General features: G+C 31.0%; 14 protein-coding genes and 1 other annotated feature. All 14 genes read left to right on the top strand.

Annotated elements, in window-relative coordinates:
• Positions 1–61: 61 nt before the first annotated feature.
• The 14 genes from map to ahpC all read left to right on the top strand — a co-directional run bounded on the left by map (position 62) and on the right by ahpC (position 15,993).
• Positions 62–820 carry a type I methionyl aminopeptidase gene (gene map, locus VJI93_RS02780; RefSeq protein ID WP_323999088.1) on the top strand — a complete coding sequence of 253 codons (759 nt, stop codon included), beginning with the start codon at positions 62–64 and terminating at the stop codon, positions 818–820.
• A 122-nt stretch (positions 821–942) separates the two neighbouring features.
• Entirely contained in the window at positions 943–1,959 is a 1,017-nt protein-coding gene (locus VJI93_RS02775) for a sugar-binding transcriptional regulator (RefSeq protein ID WP_323999087.1), read from the top strand.
• A 37-nt stretch (positions 1,960–1,996) separates the two neighbouring features.
• Positions 1,997–2,998, top strand: coding sequence for a type I glyceraldehyde-3-phosphate dehydrogenase (gene gap / locus VJI93_RS02770; protein ID WP_416384082.1), 1,002 nt, complete (start codon positions 1,997–1,999; stop codon positions 2,996–2,998).
• A gap of 122 nt (positions 2,999–3,120) precedes the next feature.
• Complete coding sequence (locus VJI93_RS02765) at positions 3,121–4,317, top strand: phosphoglycerate kinase (protein ID WP_323999086.1); 1,197 nt, start codon at positions 3,121–3,123, stop codon at positions 4,315–4,317.
• Between the two features lie 11 nt (positions 4,318–4,328).
• The gene (gene tpiA, locus VJI93_RS02760; RefSeq protein ID WP_323999085.1) at positions 4,329–5,078 is read left to right on the top strand and encodes a triose-phosphate isomerase; all 750 of its coding nucleotides are present in this window, start codon (positions 4,329–4,331) and stop codon (positions 5,076–5,078) included.
• A gap of 10 nt (positions 5,079–5,088) precedes the next feature.
• Positions 5,089–6,378, top strand: coding sequence for a phosphopyruvate hydratase (eno, locus tag VJI93_RS02755; RefSeq protein WP_323999084.1), 1,290 nt, complete (start codon positions 5,089–5,091; stop codon positions 6,376–6,378).
• 168 nt (positions 6,379–6,546) lie between these two features.
• On the top strand, positions 6,547–8,151 hold the full coding sequence (locus VJI93_RS02750) for a Na/Pi cotransporter family protein (RefSeq protein ID WP_323999083.1): 1,605 nt from the start codon (positions 6,547–6,549) through the stop codon (positions 8,149–8,151).
• A 161-nt stretch (positions 8,152–8,312) separates the two neighbouring features.
• Positions 8,313–9,242, top strand: a complete 930-nt coding sequence (locus VJI93_RS02745; protein ID WP_323999082.1) for an NAD(P)/FAD-dependent oxidoreductase — start codon at positions 8,313–8,315, stop codon at positions 9,240–9,242.
• A 52-nt stretch (positions 9,243–9,294) separates the two neighbouring features.
• Positions 9,295–10,581, top strand: coding sequence for a glycine/sarcosine/betaine reductase component B subunit (locus VJI93_RS02740; protein ID WP_323999080.1), 1,287 nt, complete (start codon positions 9,295–9,297; stop codon positions 10,579–10,581).
• A gap of 75 nt (positions 10,582–10,656) precedes the next feature.
• Positions 10,657–11,121, top strand: coding sequence for a glycine/sarcosine/betaine reductase complex selenoprotein A (gene grdA / locus VJI93_RS02735; protein ID WP_323999079.1), 465 nt, complete (start codon positions 10,657–10,659; stop codon positions 11,119–11,121).
• A 52-nt stretch (positions 11,122–11,173) separates the two neighbouring features.
• Complete coding sequence (gene grdB, locus VJI93_RS02730; RefSeq protein WP_323999078.1) at positions 11,174–12,481, top strand: glycine reductase complex selenoprotein B; 1,308 nt, start codon at positions 11,174–11,176, stop codon at positions 12,479–12,481.
• 131 nt (positions 12,482–12,612) lie between these two features.
• Complete coding sequence (gene grdC, locus VJI93_RS02725; protein WP_323999077.1) at positions 12,613–14,154, top strand: glycine/sarcosine/betaine reductase complex component C subunit beta; 1,542 nt, start codon at positions 12,613–12,615, stop codon at positions 14,152–14,154.
• A gap of 10 nt (positions 14,155–14,164) precedes the next feature.
• Positions 14,165–15,325, top strand: coding sequence for a glycine/sarcosine/betaine reductase complex component C subunit alpha (grdD, locus tag VJI93_RS02720; protein ID WP_323999076.1), 1,161 nt, complete (start codon positions 14,165–14,167; stop codon positions 15,323–15,325).
• A 104-nt stretch (positions 15,326–15,429) separates the two neighbouring features.
• Positions 15,430–15,993: an alkyl hydroperoxide reductase subunit C gene (gene ahpC, locus VJI93_RS02715; RefSeq protein ID WP_323999075.1), complete on the top strand. Its 564-nt coding sequence runs from the start codon at positions 15,430–15,432 to the stop codon at positions 15,991–15,993.
• Between the two features lie 146 nt (positions 15,994–16,139).
• Positions 16,140–16,323, top strand: a binding site (T-box leader).
• Positions 16,324–16,383 lie beyond the last annotated feature (60 nt).

Raw genomic sequence — 16,383 nt, 5'->3', positions numbered from 1 at the left:
ATCCAAATGTGGACTATTTTATAACTAGTGTTCGTTAAAAATAAAAAATTAGGAGATAATTATGATAACAATAAAAAGTAAACAAGAAATCGAAGGAATGAAAAAGTCTGGAGAAATTCTTTCAAAAATTCATATAGGGTTAAGAGATATTATAAAGCCTGGAATCACAACTCTAGAAATAAATAAATTTTGTCATGACTTTATGTTAAAAAATGGGGCTAAACCTAAACAAATAGGATATCATGGATATCCTTACGCAACATGCACATCGGTTAACGATGTGATTTGTCATGGATTTCCAAGTAAACAAATATTAAAATCTGGAGATTTAATTACTGTTGATATGGTAGTAGATTTAGATGGATATTTATCAGATAGTGCTTGGAGTTATGCCGTTGGTGAAGTGTCAGATGAGGTAAAAAATCTTATGGATGTAACAAAAGAAGCAATGTATAGAGGAATTGATGCTGCAGTAATAGGAAATAGAATTGTTGATATCGGAAAGGCAATACAAAACTATGTTGAACCAAAAGGATACTCTATTGTAAGAGATTTCTGTGGACATGGAATTGGTGTTGATATGCATGAAGATCCACAAGTTCCACATTATATTACTGCAACTAAAGGAGTGCGACTTGTTGAAGGTATGGTAATAACGGTTGAACCTATGATTAATACAGGTGACTGGAGATGTACAATTGATGATGATGGTTGGACTGCTAGAACAATTGATGGTGGACTTTCTTGCCAATATGAACATACATTTGTTATTACAAAAGATGGTCCTTTAATTTTAACAGATCAATCATTGTATGAATAATATAAAAAATTTTATTATTTGTTATTGCATTTTTTATTAAATAAGAGTATAATCATAATGTAAATATTGTAAAATTAATAAAAAATAAAATATAGGGACAAAAAGTATATAATGGGACAAAAATGAATGATATAGATTATATAAAGAAGCTTGCTCCAGATTTAATAGAAAAATTTGTATTTAGATATAAGATTTTAGAATATATTTCAATAAATGCTCCTGTTGGTAGAAGAAATATTTCATCACATTTAGGTGTTGGTGAGCGTTTAGTAAGAAATGAATTAGAATTTCTTACTGAGGAAAAATTTGTTGAAGTAATTAAATCTGGAACTTTTATTACTTATCTTGGAGAGTCTATACTTATAGAACTTAGGGATTTGATTAATAATTTTAATGAAAATCAAAATATTGCAGATGAACTAAGGCTAAAATTAGGAATAAAAAAAGTGATAGTCTGTGATTCTTATAATGACGAGTCTTTAGGTAAGGAACAAATTGCAAAAGTAGCATCAGAATATTTTTTAAATATAATTTCTGAAAATGATGTAATAGGTATCTCTGGTGGGACAACGGTTAAGTCATTTGTAGACATAATGAATGTAAAAAAATTTTATAATAAAATTGCTGTCATCCCAGCTAGAGGAAGTTTAGGTAATGGATTAGAATATCAGTCAAATGTTGTTGCTAATAATTTAGCAAAAAAGTTAAATGCAAATTTTTTTGGGACTTTTTTACCAGATTATTTAGATGATTTAACATTTGATAGGTTAAAGGATTTAGAAGAAGTAAAAATATTAATTGAATATTTAAACAAGATAAAAATATTAGTTTTTGGAATAGGGCGAGCTGGTGCTATGGCAAAAAGACGTTCTTTAACTGAAGATGAAATAAAAATATTAAATGAAAAAAATGCAGTAAGTGAGGCGTTTGGCAATTACTTTGATATTGATGGAAATATAGTATACAGTTCAAATACTATAGGATTAGATATGGAACAATATTTGAAAATTAAAGAAGTAATTGCAATAGCAGGTTATGGTGAAAAGTATAAGGCAATAGTTTCTATTTGTAATATCAGAAAAGATATGACTTTAGTTACAGATAAAGAAACAGCTAAAAGAATTTTAAATATATTATAAGCGAAAGCTTTTTATAAAATTTTAAGGAGGAATCGAAATGAAAGTTGCGATTAACGGATTTGGAAGAATAGGTAGATTGGCATTCAGATTAATGCACGATTTAGAAGGAGTTGAAGTTGTTGCTATAAATGATTTAACAGATGCAAATATGTTAGCTCATTTGTTAAAATATGATTCAACTCAAGGAAGATTTGAAAAGGAAGTAATTGTAAAAGAAGGATGCTTTTCTATAGATGGCAAAGAGATTAAAGTATTCTCAGATGCAGATCCTAAGAATTTACCTTGGAAAGAATTGGATATAGATGTAGTATTGGAATGTACAGGTTTCTTTGTTGCAAAGGAAAAAGCGCAATTTCATATTGATGCTGGAGCAAAGAGAGTTATTATATCTGCTCCAGGAAAAGGCGATATGAAAACTGTAGTTTATGGTGTAAATCATAATATATTGGATGGAACTGAACAAATTTTATCAGGAGCGTCTTGTACTACTAACTGTTTAGCTCCAATGGCTAAGGTTTTACAAGATAGATTTGGTATTATTCAAGGAATCATGACTACTATTCATGCTTATACAGGAGATCAAAATACTTTAGATGCTCCACATAGAAAAGGCGATATGAGAAGAGCAAGATCAGCAGCAATAAATATTGTTCCTAATACTACAGGAGCAGCTAAAGCTATTGGACTTGTTATTCCTGAATTAAAAGGAAAACTAGATGGTTCTGCTCAAAGAGTACCTGTTGCTACAGGATCATTAACAGAATTGGTAACAGTTTTAGAAAAAAATGTTACAGTTGAAGAAATTAACAATGCAATGAAAGAAGCATCAAGTGAGTCATTTGGATATACTGAAGATCCTATAGTTTCTACAGATGTAATTGGAATAAAATATGGATCTTTATTTGATGCTACTCAAACTAGAATAGTTGAAGTTGATGGTAAGCAACTAGTTAAAACAGTTGCTTGGTATGACAACGAAATGTCATATACTGCAAATTTAATTCGTACTTTCCAATATTTAGTTAATCTTTCAAAATAGTTTATAAATAAGAATTTCCAAAATTTAATTATACTCGTATCTAATGATGCTTTGGAATCTTATTATTTTATAATAATATGAGGTGGAGATTTTCACCTCATATTGTATAGTAAGGAGTAATTATGAATAAAAAAGTTATTACTGATTTAGAAGTGAGCTCAAAAAGAGTTATTGTAAGAGTTGATTTTAACGTTCCTATGTCAAAAACTGAAGAAGGTAAAATTACTGATAATGCTAGAATTGTAGCAGCATTACCTACAATTAAATATTTAATTGAAAATAATGCAAAAGTAATTTTATTATCTCATCTAGGCAGGCCAAAGGGTGAAGCTAAGAAAGAATTTTCATTAGAACCCGTAGCTAAAGAATTATCTAAACTTTTAAATAAAGAAGTTAAATTTTTACAAAGTAATTTAGTAGTAGATAATAATGTAAAAAATGAAGTTTTAAAATTAAAAGATAGAGAAGTCGTTTTACTTGAAAATACCAGATTTAGAAATGAAGAAACAAAAAATATTGATGATTTTTCTAAAGAATTAGCTGAGCTAGGTGAATTATATATAAATGACGCTTTTGGTACAAGTCATAGAGCGCATTGTTCAAATGTTGGACTTTGTAAATTTTTGCCATCAGCTGTGGGATTTTTAGTAGAAAAGGAAATTTCTATAATGGGAAAAGCTCTTTCTAATCCTGAAAGACCCTTTGTTGCAATTTTAGGAGGAGCAAAAGTATCCGATAAAATTACTGTAATTGAAAATTTGATTGAAAAAGTTGACAGTATAATAATTGGAGGAGGAATGGCATTTACATTCCTAAAATCTTTAGGTTATTCAGTCGGTAAAAGTTTATTGGAAGAAGATAAAGTTGAATTAGCAAAAGACTTGATAGAAAAAGCAAAAAGTAAAAATGTTAAGATATTATTACCAAAAGATGTTGTTGTTAGTAAAGAATTTTCTAATGATTCAGAATTTAAAACAGTTAATATAGATTCAATAGAAGATGATTATATGGGACTAGATATTGGTGAAAAAACAGTTAAACTATTTTCCGATAAAATTAAAAGTTCAAAAACTGTTGTTTGGAATGGTCCTATGGGAGTTTTTGAAATGTCAAATTTTGCAAAAGGTACATTTAAAATTGCAAAGGCGATTGCAGAAACGGATTCAATTAGTATTATAGGTGGGGGAGATAGTGCTGCTGCTGCTGAAAAATCCGGTTATAAAGATAAAATAACTCATATTTCAACCGGAGGAGGCGCATCTCTAGAATTTTTAGAAGGAAAGATTTTACCGGGAATTGATTCTATAGATAATAAATAATTGGAGGCAGTATGAGAAAACCTGTTATTATTGGAAATTGGAAGATGAACAAAGATTTGGATGAAGCCAAGCTTTTAGTAAAAGAAATTTTATCAGAAAAGTTGGATAATAGTGTAGAGAAGGTAATATGTGTTCCTTTTATTTATGTTACAGAAGCAAATAAATTGTTGAAAGGCACTGATGTAGGCTTAGGAGTTCAAAATATGTACTTTGAAAACAAAGGGGCATTTACAGGTGAAATTTCTCCTATAATGTTGAAAAGTTGTGGAGTATCATATGTAATATTAGGACATTCTGAAAGAAGAATTATTTTTACTGAAACTGATGAAATGATAAACAAAAAAGTAAAATCTGCATTACAAAATAACTTAATTCCAATATTATGTTGTGGAGAAACTATTGAAGAAAGAAATTCAGGAATAGAAAAAGAAGTTGTTGAAAAACAAATAAGAAATACTCTAGATGGTATTAGTGAAACTGATATTGAAAAAGTAATAATTGCCTATGAACCTGTATGGGCAATAGGAACCGGATTAACTGCATCTTCTGACGATGCTGAAAACATGATTAAATTTATAAGAAAAATTTTAGATGATATTTATGGAATTTTATCTGAAAATGTAAGAATTCAATATGGAGGCAGTGTTAAACCGAATAATATAAAAGATTTAATGCAAAAAGAAAATGTAGATGGAGCTTTGGTTGGTGGAGCTTGTTTAGAGAGCGATAGTTTTTGTGCGTTAATAAATTATAATTTATAAGGAGAATATTATGAGCTTAATAGTTGAAATTTATGCAAGAGAAGTTTTAGATTCAAGAGGAAACCCAACTGTTGAAGTTGAGGTTACAACTGAAAATGGGATAGTTGGAAGTGCGATAGTTCCTTCAGGAGCATCAACAGGAGTTCACGAAGCAGTTGAACTTAGAGATGGTGATAAAACAAGATATCTGGGGAAAGGAACTCTAAATGCAGTTAATAATGTTAATGATGTTATAGCAGAAGAATTGATTGGATTTGATGTTTTTGACCAAGTTGGAATTGATAGAGCATTAATCCAAATTGATGGAACTAATAATAAATCAAAACTAGGTGCAAATGCTATTTTAGGAGTTTCAATGGCAGTGGCAAGAGCTGCAGCAATTGAATCAGATACTCCTCTTTATGAATATATTGGTGGAGTTAACGCAAAAACTTTACCTGTTCCAATGATGAACATTTTAAACGGTGGAGAACATGCAGATAATAATGTAGACATTCAAGAATTTATGGTTATGCCTGCAGGAGCTTGTTCATTTAAAGAATCTCTTAGAATGGGAACTGAAATTTTCCATAACTTAAAATCTGTATTGAAATCAAAAGGATATAATACAGCTGTTGGTGACGAAGGTGGTTTTGCTCCAAATCTTAACTCTAATGAAGAAGCTTTAAAAACAATTATGGAAGCCATTGAAAAAGCAGGTTATAAAGCTGGAAAAGATATATTTTTAGCTTTAGATGTAGCATCTAGTGAAATGTATGAAAATGGAAAATATAATTTTAAAGGAGAAGGAAAAACTTATTCTTCAGAAGAATTAGTAAATTATTATTGTGAATTAGTTGAAAAATATCCTATTATTTCAATTGAAGATGGATTATCTGAAGATGATTGGGATGGATGGAAACTTTTAACTGAAAAAATTGGAAATAAAATTCAACTTGTTGGAGATGATTTATTTGTTACTAATTACTCAAGATTAAATACAGGAATTGAAAAAGGAATCGCTAATTCAATTTTAATAAAATTAAATCAAATTGGAACAATAACTGAAACTTTAGATGCAATAGAACTTGCTAAAACTCATGGTTATACTTGTGTAATTTCGCATAGATCGGGAGAAACAGAAGATACAACTATTGCTGATTTAGCTGTTGCAGTAAATGCGGGTCAAATAAAAACCGGTTCAGCTTCAAGAACAGATAGAATTTGTAAATATAATCAATTATTGAGAATTGAAGACAGATTAGGAGAAAATTCTAAATTTTTAGGATTGTCTGCATTCTATAATATTGATAGAAAATAATAATAATCTTTAATTAGCTCATTATTTATATAAATTTTAAGATTAATTTATAGAATTATTTGAAATAAATATCATTTTTATTTCATTTTATGGTATACTATTATTGGTAAGTTTATATATAATATATGAGCTAATATTTTGATTTTTTTAATAATTTTTGGAGGAAATATGTCTGTTTTCATTTCTGTCTTAGGAGGTTTAGGTTTATTCTTATATGGAATGAATTTAATGGGTGCAGGACTGCAAAAGTCTTGTGGTGAAAGATTAAAAGGAATAATTGCTGCAATAACTAAAAACAGGATATATGCGGTATTGGTTGGTATTTTTGTTACAATGATTATTCAATCAAGTTCTGCAACTACTATAATGGCTATAGGTTTTGTAAATGCTGGATTTATGACTTTAGCCCAGTCTGTTGGAATAATTATAGGTGCAAATGTAGGAACTACTATTACTGCACAAATTATTGCTTTTGACATTTCAAAATATGCACCATTAGTTATTGCTATTGGGGTTTTCATGTGGATGAGAGCAAAGAATGATAGAAAAAAAGATATAGCTGAGATATTAATTGGGTTTGGTATATTATTTTTAGGCATGTCAATTATGAGTAGTGGATTGGCACCTCTTGCACAAGAAGAATGGTTTAAAAATATTCTTGTAAAATTAAATAATCCATTTATTGGAGTTTTAGCAGGATTCTTATTAACTACAGTGCTTCAATCGTCATCAGCTTCAATAGGATTGTTAGAAGCACTGGGTATGCAAGGTGCGATAAATATAAATCAAGCCTTTGGTGTACTTTTTGGGGATAATATTGGGACAACAACAACCGCTATGATTGCTGGAATAGGGGCAAGTAAAAATGCAAAGAGAGCTGCTTTTATTCATTTTCTATTCAATTTAATAGGAACTATTATATTTATAACTGTTTTGAGAATTCCAGTTCAATATTTGGTTGAATATATATCTCCCGGAAATGTTCAAAGGCAAATTGCGAATGCTCATACATTTTTTAATATAATAAATGTTTTGATTCAATTACCATTTTCTAATCTTTTAGTTAAAATATCACAATTAGTTATCAAAGGTGATGATGTAGTTGAAGAACATTATTCTGAAAATTTAGATAAAAGATTTTTTGAAACACCAAGTATTGCAATTATACAAGCACAAAAAGAGGTTGCAAGAATGGGAGAAATTGTAATTGAATCTCTTGAAAAGACAATAGAGGCATTTAAGACTAAAAGTAGCAAAAATATAGAATTTGTATTTAACAGAGAAAAAATGATTAATGGATTAGAAAAAGAAATAATTGATTACTTAGTTCCTTTAGCTGATAAGAACTTATCAGATGAAGAAAAACATAAAGTTTTTGTCATGATGTATGCAATAAATGACTATGAAAGAATAGGAGATCACTGTGAGAACATTATAGAATTAATTCAAGAAATTAAAGATGAAAATTCTGTCTTTAGTAAAACAGCTTTTGATGAATATGAAAAAATTTCTTCTGATGTTATGAAAATTGTTGTTGATACAACAATTGCTTACAAAGATAATAATCTTGAGTTAGCTAAAAATTGTATAAATATTGAAGAAGAAGTAGATATATTAGAAGAAAGCTATAGAAGAAATCATATGGATAGAATTAATAGAGGAATATGCGATACAAATGCTGGAGTCAAATTCCTAGACATATTATCAAATTTCGAAAGAATTGCAGACCATAGTGTCAATATTGCAAATTACACATTAGGAAAAGAACTTTAAAAAGATTGTGAATTTTATATACAAATACTTAAAGTTATAAAAAAGTTTTATTATGATTTTGTCAAAAAATGCTTTACAATTGGGTAAACTTAATATATAATAATAAACGAGTGTGTTTTCTTTACAGTTTATTATTTTGATACTGTAAACGGAGGTAAACTATGTACGATTGTATAATAATCGGAGCAGGTCCTGCAGGTATAAGTGCAGGAATATATGCTGCAAGAGCTAGCATGAAAACTATAATTATTGAAAAAGGAACACCCGGTGGATTAATTGCTAAGACTGATGAAATAGCGAATTATCCTGGAGCAGAAGATGTGCCAACAGGTTCAGAATTGATTGAAAGAATGGTCAAGCAAGCAAAATCTTTTGGAGCGGAATTTGCGATAGATACTGCTGTTAATGTAGATTTGTCTGGAACTACTAAAGTAGTTTATGGAGAAAATGCTACATATGAAGGCAAGTCTATAATAATTGCTACAGGATCTAATCCGAGATTGTTAAATGTTCCTGGAGAAAAGGAATTTACAGGTAAAGGAATAGCATATTGTGCGACTTGTGATGCTCCATTTTTTCAAGATTTAGATGTTTATGTTGTAGGGTCAGGAGAGGCAGCGGTTGAAGAGGCTATGTATCTTACTAAATTTGGACGAAATGTTACACTATTAGTAAGAAAAGATAAATTATCTGTAGCTAAATCAATAGAAGCAAAAGCATTAAAACGTGAAAAATTAAAGATTATGTGGAATGTTGAGGTAGAAAGTTTTGAAGGAACTGGTTTACTAGGAGCTATGAATATAGTAAATAATAAAACTGGAGAAAAAACTAAGATAGTTCCAAGAGAAGGTGATATGATTTTTGGCGTTTTCATTTTTGTTGGTTATATTCCTGAAAGCTCATTAATTGAAGGAAAAATTGAAACTGATAGAAATTATATAGTATCAAATGAAACTATGAAAACTAGTGTTGAAGGTGTATTTGCCGCTGGAGATGTTAGAGTAAAAGAACTTAGACAAGTAGTTACAGCTGTAAATGATGGTGCTATAGCTGCCATAAATGCTAGGAAGTATGTCGAAAGTTTAGAATAAATGAATTTAATTCCGAAAGGATTAAATATATAAATTTTAAGGAGGTGAGTATATGCGTCTAGAATTAGGAAAAATCTTAATTAACGATGTTAAATTTTGTTCAGAAACAAAAGTTGACAAGGGTGTTTTATACATTAACAAAGAGGAATTAATTGCTCATTTAATGGATGATGAACACTTAAAATCAGTAGACGTAGATCTTGCAAAACCAGGTGAAAGTGTAAGAATTACTCCAATTAAGGATGTTGTAGAACCAAGAGTAAAGGTTAACGGAGCAGGTGGAGTATTCCCTGGAATGATTTCAAAAGTTGATGTAGTTGGTTCAGGAAGAACTCATGTTCTTAAGGGAGCAGCAGTAATGACAGTTGGTAAAATAGTAGGTTTCCAAGAAGGTATTGTTGATATGCAAGGACCGGGAGCTGAATATACTCCATTCTCAAAAACTAATAATATAGTTTTAATTGTGGAACCAGCTGAAGGTGTTGCTACTCACGCTTATGAAAAAGCTGTTAGAATGGCTGGATTAAAAGCTGCTACTTATTTGGGATTAGCTGGTAAAGAAGTTGAACCAGATGAAGTAGAAGTATTTGAAACTAAACCACTATTTGAACAAGCTGAAGAATTAAAACATTTACCAAAGGTAGCTTATGTGCAAATGTTACAATCTCAAGGATTATTACATGATACATATGTTTACGGTGTAGATGCAAAACAAATAGTTCCAACACTATTATATCCAACTGAATTAATGGATGGAGCTATCTTAAGTGGTAACTGTGTATCTTCTTGTGATAAGAATACAACTTACCATCACTTAAATAATCCTGTTGTTAGAGCAATGTATGAACAACATGGAAAAGAAATTAACTTTGTTGGTGTTATTATCACTAATGAAAATGTATACTTAGCAGATAAAGAAAGATCATCAAACTGGACTGCTAAATTATGTGAATTTTTAAATCTTGATGGAGCTATCGTATCACAAGAAGGATTTGGTAACCCAGATACAGACTTAATTATGAACTGTAAGAAAATTGAAGGTAAAGGCGTAAAAACTGTTATCATTACTGATGAGTATGCTGGAAGAGATGGAGCAAGTCAATCTTTAGCTGATGCTGATGTTGCTGCAAATGCTGTAGTAACTGGTGGTAATGCTAATGAAACTATCGTATTACCTAAGATGGACAAAGTTATTGGAACTTTAGATTATGTTGACATTATTGCTGGTGGATTTGACGGATCATTAAGAGAAGATGGTTCAATTATGGTTGAATTACAAGCTATTACAGGTGCAACAAACGAATTAGGATTTAATAGATTATCAGCTACTAGCTATTAGAATTTATTAAATAAAATGGAATATTATATAAAATTACATGAAAATAAAAAATTATAGAAAGGATGTGTAAGCGATATGGCACTTTTTACAGAAAACACAAAAGTAATCATAATCGGCGATAGAGATGGTATACCAGGACCAGCTATGGAAGAATGTGTCGCTACAACTCCTGCAGAAATAGTATTTTCAGCAACTGAATGTTTTGTCTGAACTGCAGCAGGAGCAATGGACTTAGAAAATCAAAGAAGGGTAAAAGAATTAGCAGAAAAATATGGAGCAGAAAACTGTTTAGTTCTTTTAGGAGCATCTGAAGCAGAATCAGCAGCATTAGCTGGTGAAACTGTTACTACAGGAGACCCTACTTTTGCAGGTCCATTAGCAGGAGTTCAGTTAGGACTTAAAGTATATCACGCAGTTGAACCTGAATTTAAAGCAGAAGTTGATGAATCAGTTTATGATGACCAAATTGGTATGATGGAAATGGTTCTTGACTGTGATGCTATCATTGAAGCTGTAAGTGAAATTAGAAACTCATTATAATTTGTAATTAAGATAAAATCATATATAAATATATGATAGAGAGGTGATTAGTGTGGAAAAATTAAGAGTAGTTCACTATATAAACCAATTCTTTGCTGGTATCGGTGGAGAAGAAAAGGCAGATTATAGACCAGAAGTTAGAGAAGAAAAAATCGGACCTGGTTTAGCATTAAATGCTGGTTTTAATGGTGAAGCTGAAATAGTTGCTACTGTTATTTGTGGTGATAGCTATTTTGGTGAAAATATGAACCAAGCTAAAGCAGAAGTTTTAGAAATGGTTAAAAAGTACAATCCAGATTTATTCATAGCAGGTCCTGCATTTAATGCTGGTCGTTATGGAGTTGCTGCTGGAACAATTACTGAAGCTGTTCAAAATGAATTAGGAATTCCAGCTTTAACTGGTATGTATATTGAAAACCCAGGTGCAGATATGTTCAAGAAGAGCGTATATGTAGTTTCAACTAAGAATAGTGCTGCAGGTATGAAAGATGCTGTAAGCAAAATGGTTCCACTTGCAATGAAACTTGTTAGAGGCGAAGAAATTGGTTCTCCTGCTGAAGAAGGTTACATTGAAAGAGGAATTAGAAAGAATATCTTTAGAGAAGATTTTGGTGGTAAGAGAGCTGTAACTATGATGATTAAGAAGTTAAAGGGCGAAGAATTCGAAACAGAATTCCCAATGCCAAACTTTGATAGAGTAGATCCAAATCCAGCTGTTAAGGATATCAAAAATGCTAAAATAGCATTAGTAACATCTGGTGGTATAGTTCCTCATGCAAACCCAGATCATATTGAATCTTCATCAGCTTCAAAATATGGTAAATATGATATTGATGGTGTAATGGATCTTAAAGAAGGTGAATGGGAAACTGCTCATGGTGGTTATGACCCTGTTTATGCTAACCAAGATTCAGACAGAGTTTTACCTGTTGATGTTTTAAGAGAGCTTGAAAAGAAAGGTGAAATCGGAAGTCTTCATAGATATTTCTATACTACAGTAGGTAATGGTACAGCAGTAGCTTCTGCAAAAGCATTTGCTGAAAAATATAGTAAAGAATTAGTTGCTGATGGAGTAGATGCAGTTATATTGACATCTACTTGAGGTACTTGTACACGTTGCGGAGCAACGATGGTTAAAGAAATTGAAAGAGCTGGAATTCCAGTAGTGCATGTATGTACTGTAACTCCAATTTCAATGACAGTAGGAGCTAATAGAATTGTTCCTGCTATAGCAATTCCTCATCCATTAGGTAATCCTAAATTGACTGCTGAGGAAGAATATTCTTTAAGAATGGGTATTGTTAAGAAAGCATTAAGTGCTTTATCAACTGAAGTTGAAGGACAAACAATATTTGAATAATTTTTAAATAAAAAAGGTGTCAGGTATTGACACCTTTTTAATTTAATGGTATTCTATTAGATGAGGGTAGTTGGCTTATATGGAATACATACTATGCTATCTGTTTTTTTATATTAAAGGAGGTAATTAAGATGAATTTTCCTGTATTAAAAGGAACTTCTTACGTATTAGTTCATGCGCCAGACATGATAATTCAAAATGGAACAACTCAAACTACTGAAAAGGCTTTAAATCCTGATTCAGAATATTTAAAGGAAATACCAAAGCATATTAGAAAATATGAAGAAGTATTAAATTATTTACCAAACCAAGTTTATATTGGAAACAAAAGACCAGAAGATTTAAAGAATGTACCACAACCATGGTCAGATGCTGATAAATATTTATCAGGAGCAGAAAGAGATGGTAAATATGGTGAAATAATGCCAGAACATGAATTTATTGGTCTTATGAAGATTTGTGATGCTTTCGATTTAGTTTATCTTAATAAAGAATTCACTGAATCTGTAAAATCCGATTTAGAAAAACACCCATTAATTGGAGATGGATTAGTTGCTAGATTAAAAGAAGGTGTTGATCAATCTGTTCTTGAAGGACATATGGAAAATCATGCAGAAGGTTTATACTTTGAAGATAAATTAGTAGGTGTTGTTACTAGAGCACATGATGTTGATGTTAACTTATCTGCTCATGTTATGTTAGAAAATCTAGTTACTAAGGCATCAGGATTATTAGCTGCTTTACATTTAGTTGCTAAAAATAATTTAGATCCTAATGATGTTGAATATATTATTGAATGTTCAGAAGAAGCATGTGGAGATATGAATCAAAGAGGTGGTGGTAACTTCGCAAAATCTATAGCTGAATTGGCTGGATTTAACAACGCTTCAGGCTCTGACTTAAGAGGATTCTGTGCAGCTCCAACTCATACATTAATTACAGCATCTTCCCATGTCCATGCAGGAACATTTAAGAATGTTGTTATTGTAGCTGGTGGATGTACTGCTAAATTAGGTATGAATGGTAAGGATCACCTTAAAAAAGGCTTACCTATATTAGAAGATTGTATAGGTGGATTTGCTGCATTAATTTCTGAAAATGATGGAGTTAATCCAGTATTAAGGACTGATATAGTTGGAAGACATACAGTAGGAACTGGATCTTCACCACAAGCTGTAATGTCATCATTAGTTACTGCTCCATTAGAAAAAGCTAATTTAACAGTTAAAGATGTTGATAAATATTCAGCAGAAATGCAAAATCCTGACATTACTAAACCTGCAGGAGCAGGAGATGTTCCGAATGCAAACTTTAAGATGATTGGTGCATTAGGAGTAATGAAAAAACAATTAGAAAAAGCTGAAATTGCAAGTTTTATTGAAGATCATGGTATGGAAGGATGGGCTCCAACTCAAGGACATATTCCTTCAGGAGTTCCTTATTTAGGATTCTGTCGTGAAGATTTAACTTCAGGTAACCTAAATAGAGCTATGATTATTGGTAAAGGTTCATTGTTCTTAGGTAGAATGACTAACTTATTTGATGGTGTATCAATTGTTTTAGAAAGAAATTCAGGTAAATTAGAAGACAACTCTGGAGTTTCTAAGGAAGAAGTTAAGAAATTAGTTGCTGAAGCAATGAGAAATTTTGCATCTTCTTTAATTGAAGAATAGAGGTGATTTCATGTCTGATATAAAAAAAGTAATAGGTAATGTCTTTGAAGAAATTGCTACCGGTTTAGAAACAGGGGCGTTTGGAACAAGACCAAGAATTGCTGTTACAACTTTAGGCAGTGAACATGGATTAGATAATGTTGTTAAAGGAGCTGAACTTGCTCAATCAAGAGATAAAAGTGTAGAATATTGTATAATTGGACCTGAAGTTAATACTTCATTAAAACAATATGTTGTTGAAAATGAAGAAGAAGGTTACAAAAAGATGGAATCACTTTTAGATAGTGGAGAAATTGATGGCTGCGTTACTATGCATTATAGTTTCCCAATTGGAGTTTCTACTGTAGGGAGAGTTGTTACTCCGGCTGCTGCAAAAGAAATGATAATTGCAACAACAACTGGTACTTCTTCTGCACATAGAGTAGAAGGTATGGTTAAAAATGGTATCTATGGAGTTATTGTTGCTAAAGCATTAGGAATTCAAAATCCAACAGTTGGTATTTTGAATGTTGATAATGCAGTTTCTGTTGAAAGAGCATTTAAGGAATTAAAAGAAAACGGATATGATATGAACTTTGCTGAATCCAATAGAGCTGATGGTGGAGTATTAATGAGAGGAAATGACTTATTACAAGGTGTTCCAGATGTTATGGTTAATGATACATTAACGGGAAATCTTTTAATGAAGGTATTCTCATCATACACTACTGGTGGTGGATTTGAAGCGATGGGTTATGGATATGGTCCAGGGATTGGTGAAGGATATGATAGATTAGTTCTAATAGTATCAAGAGCTTCTGGATTCCCTGTAATCGCTAATGCTATGACTTATGCTGGACAATTAGTCAAAGGAAATATCAAAGAAGTTTCAAAGAAAGAATTTGAAAAAGCTAACAAAGCAGGATTAAAGGCTATTTTAGAAAAAATAACTTCTGCTGGTGCTAAAAAAGCTGAATCAGAAGAAGAAGTTAAATGTCCTGCTGAAGAACAAGCTACTGCTACAATTGGTGGTATTGACATTCTTGAACTTGAAGATGCTAAGGTTGCTTTGTGGAAAAATAATATATTTGCAAAAACCGGAATGGGCTGTACTGGACCTGTTGTAATGGTTAATGATGCAAATCTTGAAAAATCAAAAGAAATCTTATCAAAAGAAGGATATATTTCTTAATACAAAATTTAAAGGGAGCTTTTGCTCTCTTTTTTGTTTGAAAATATTGAAAAGTGGTATAATTAAACTGTCTTAGTAAAAAGGCAAATATAGGAGGTATTAGTATGAGTTTAATTGGAAAAAAAATTGAAGAATTTGATGTTCCTGCATATTATGATGGGGATATAATAAGAGTATCAAACAAAGATTTAGAAGGGAAGTGGAGTGTTTTCTTCTTTTATCCAGGAGATTTTACATTTGTATGTCCAACTGAGTTAGAAGATTTAGCATTGAGCTATGATAAATTCAAAGCAATTGGTTGTGAAATTTATTCAGTGTCTACTGATTCTGAATTTGTTCACAAAGCATGGTGGGATGCTTCTGAAACAATCAGAAAAATTCAATATCCAATGATTTCAGATAGAGCTTTTGCTCTTTCAGAACAATTTGGAGTTTTAATTGAGGGAGAAGGTCAAGCGTTAAGAGGAACTTTTGTTGTAAATCCTCAAGGTGAAATAGTTCTTTACGAAGTAAATTCCAATGGAATTGGTAGAAATGCTAAAGAATTATTAAGAAAAGTTCAAGCTGCTCAGTTCGTTTTCAAGCATGGAGATAAAGTATGTCCTGCAAGATGGGAACCGGGTGATGAAACACTAACTCCAGGACTAGACTTAGTTGGTAAAATTTAATTATAAATCAATTTAGACCGGAATTTAATACCGGTCTTTTTTTCAATCCTAACAACAAATTTTAAATTATGGCTACTATTTATGTTGAAATTTAATTATTTACATGTTATAATATATCTAATATTTTTATGTAAATAGATAATTAAATATAGGCATATAAAAGAAGAGTAACTTAAAGTAAATTTTTAGAGAGAATTTGTTTGGTGCAAAAATTCAATTTGTTTTTTGTGAAGGTAGCTTTTTAGCTTTGAAAGACGGGTAATTTCGTTATAAATTTAGAGAGTCATTTTTATGAAAATTAGGTGGTACCGCGATAACTTCGTCCTATATGTAGGATGAAGTTTTTTTAATTGTAAGATAACAAGCTTATTAGGTAAAAATTAATTATGA

The sequence above is a fragment of the Parvimonas sp. M20 genome, from assembly GCF_035282425.1.
In the GTDB taxonomy this organism is placed as follows: domain Bacteria; phylum Bacillota; class Clostridia; order Tissierellales; family Peptoniphilaceae; genus Parvimonas.
Note: the sequence above shows the minus strand (reverse complement) of the source record. Positions and strands in the feature narration are given on the sequence as shown.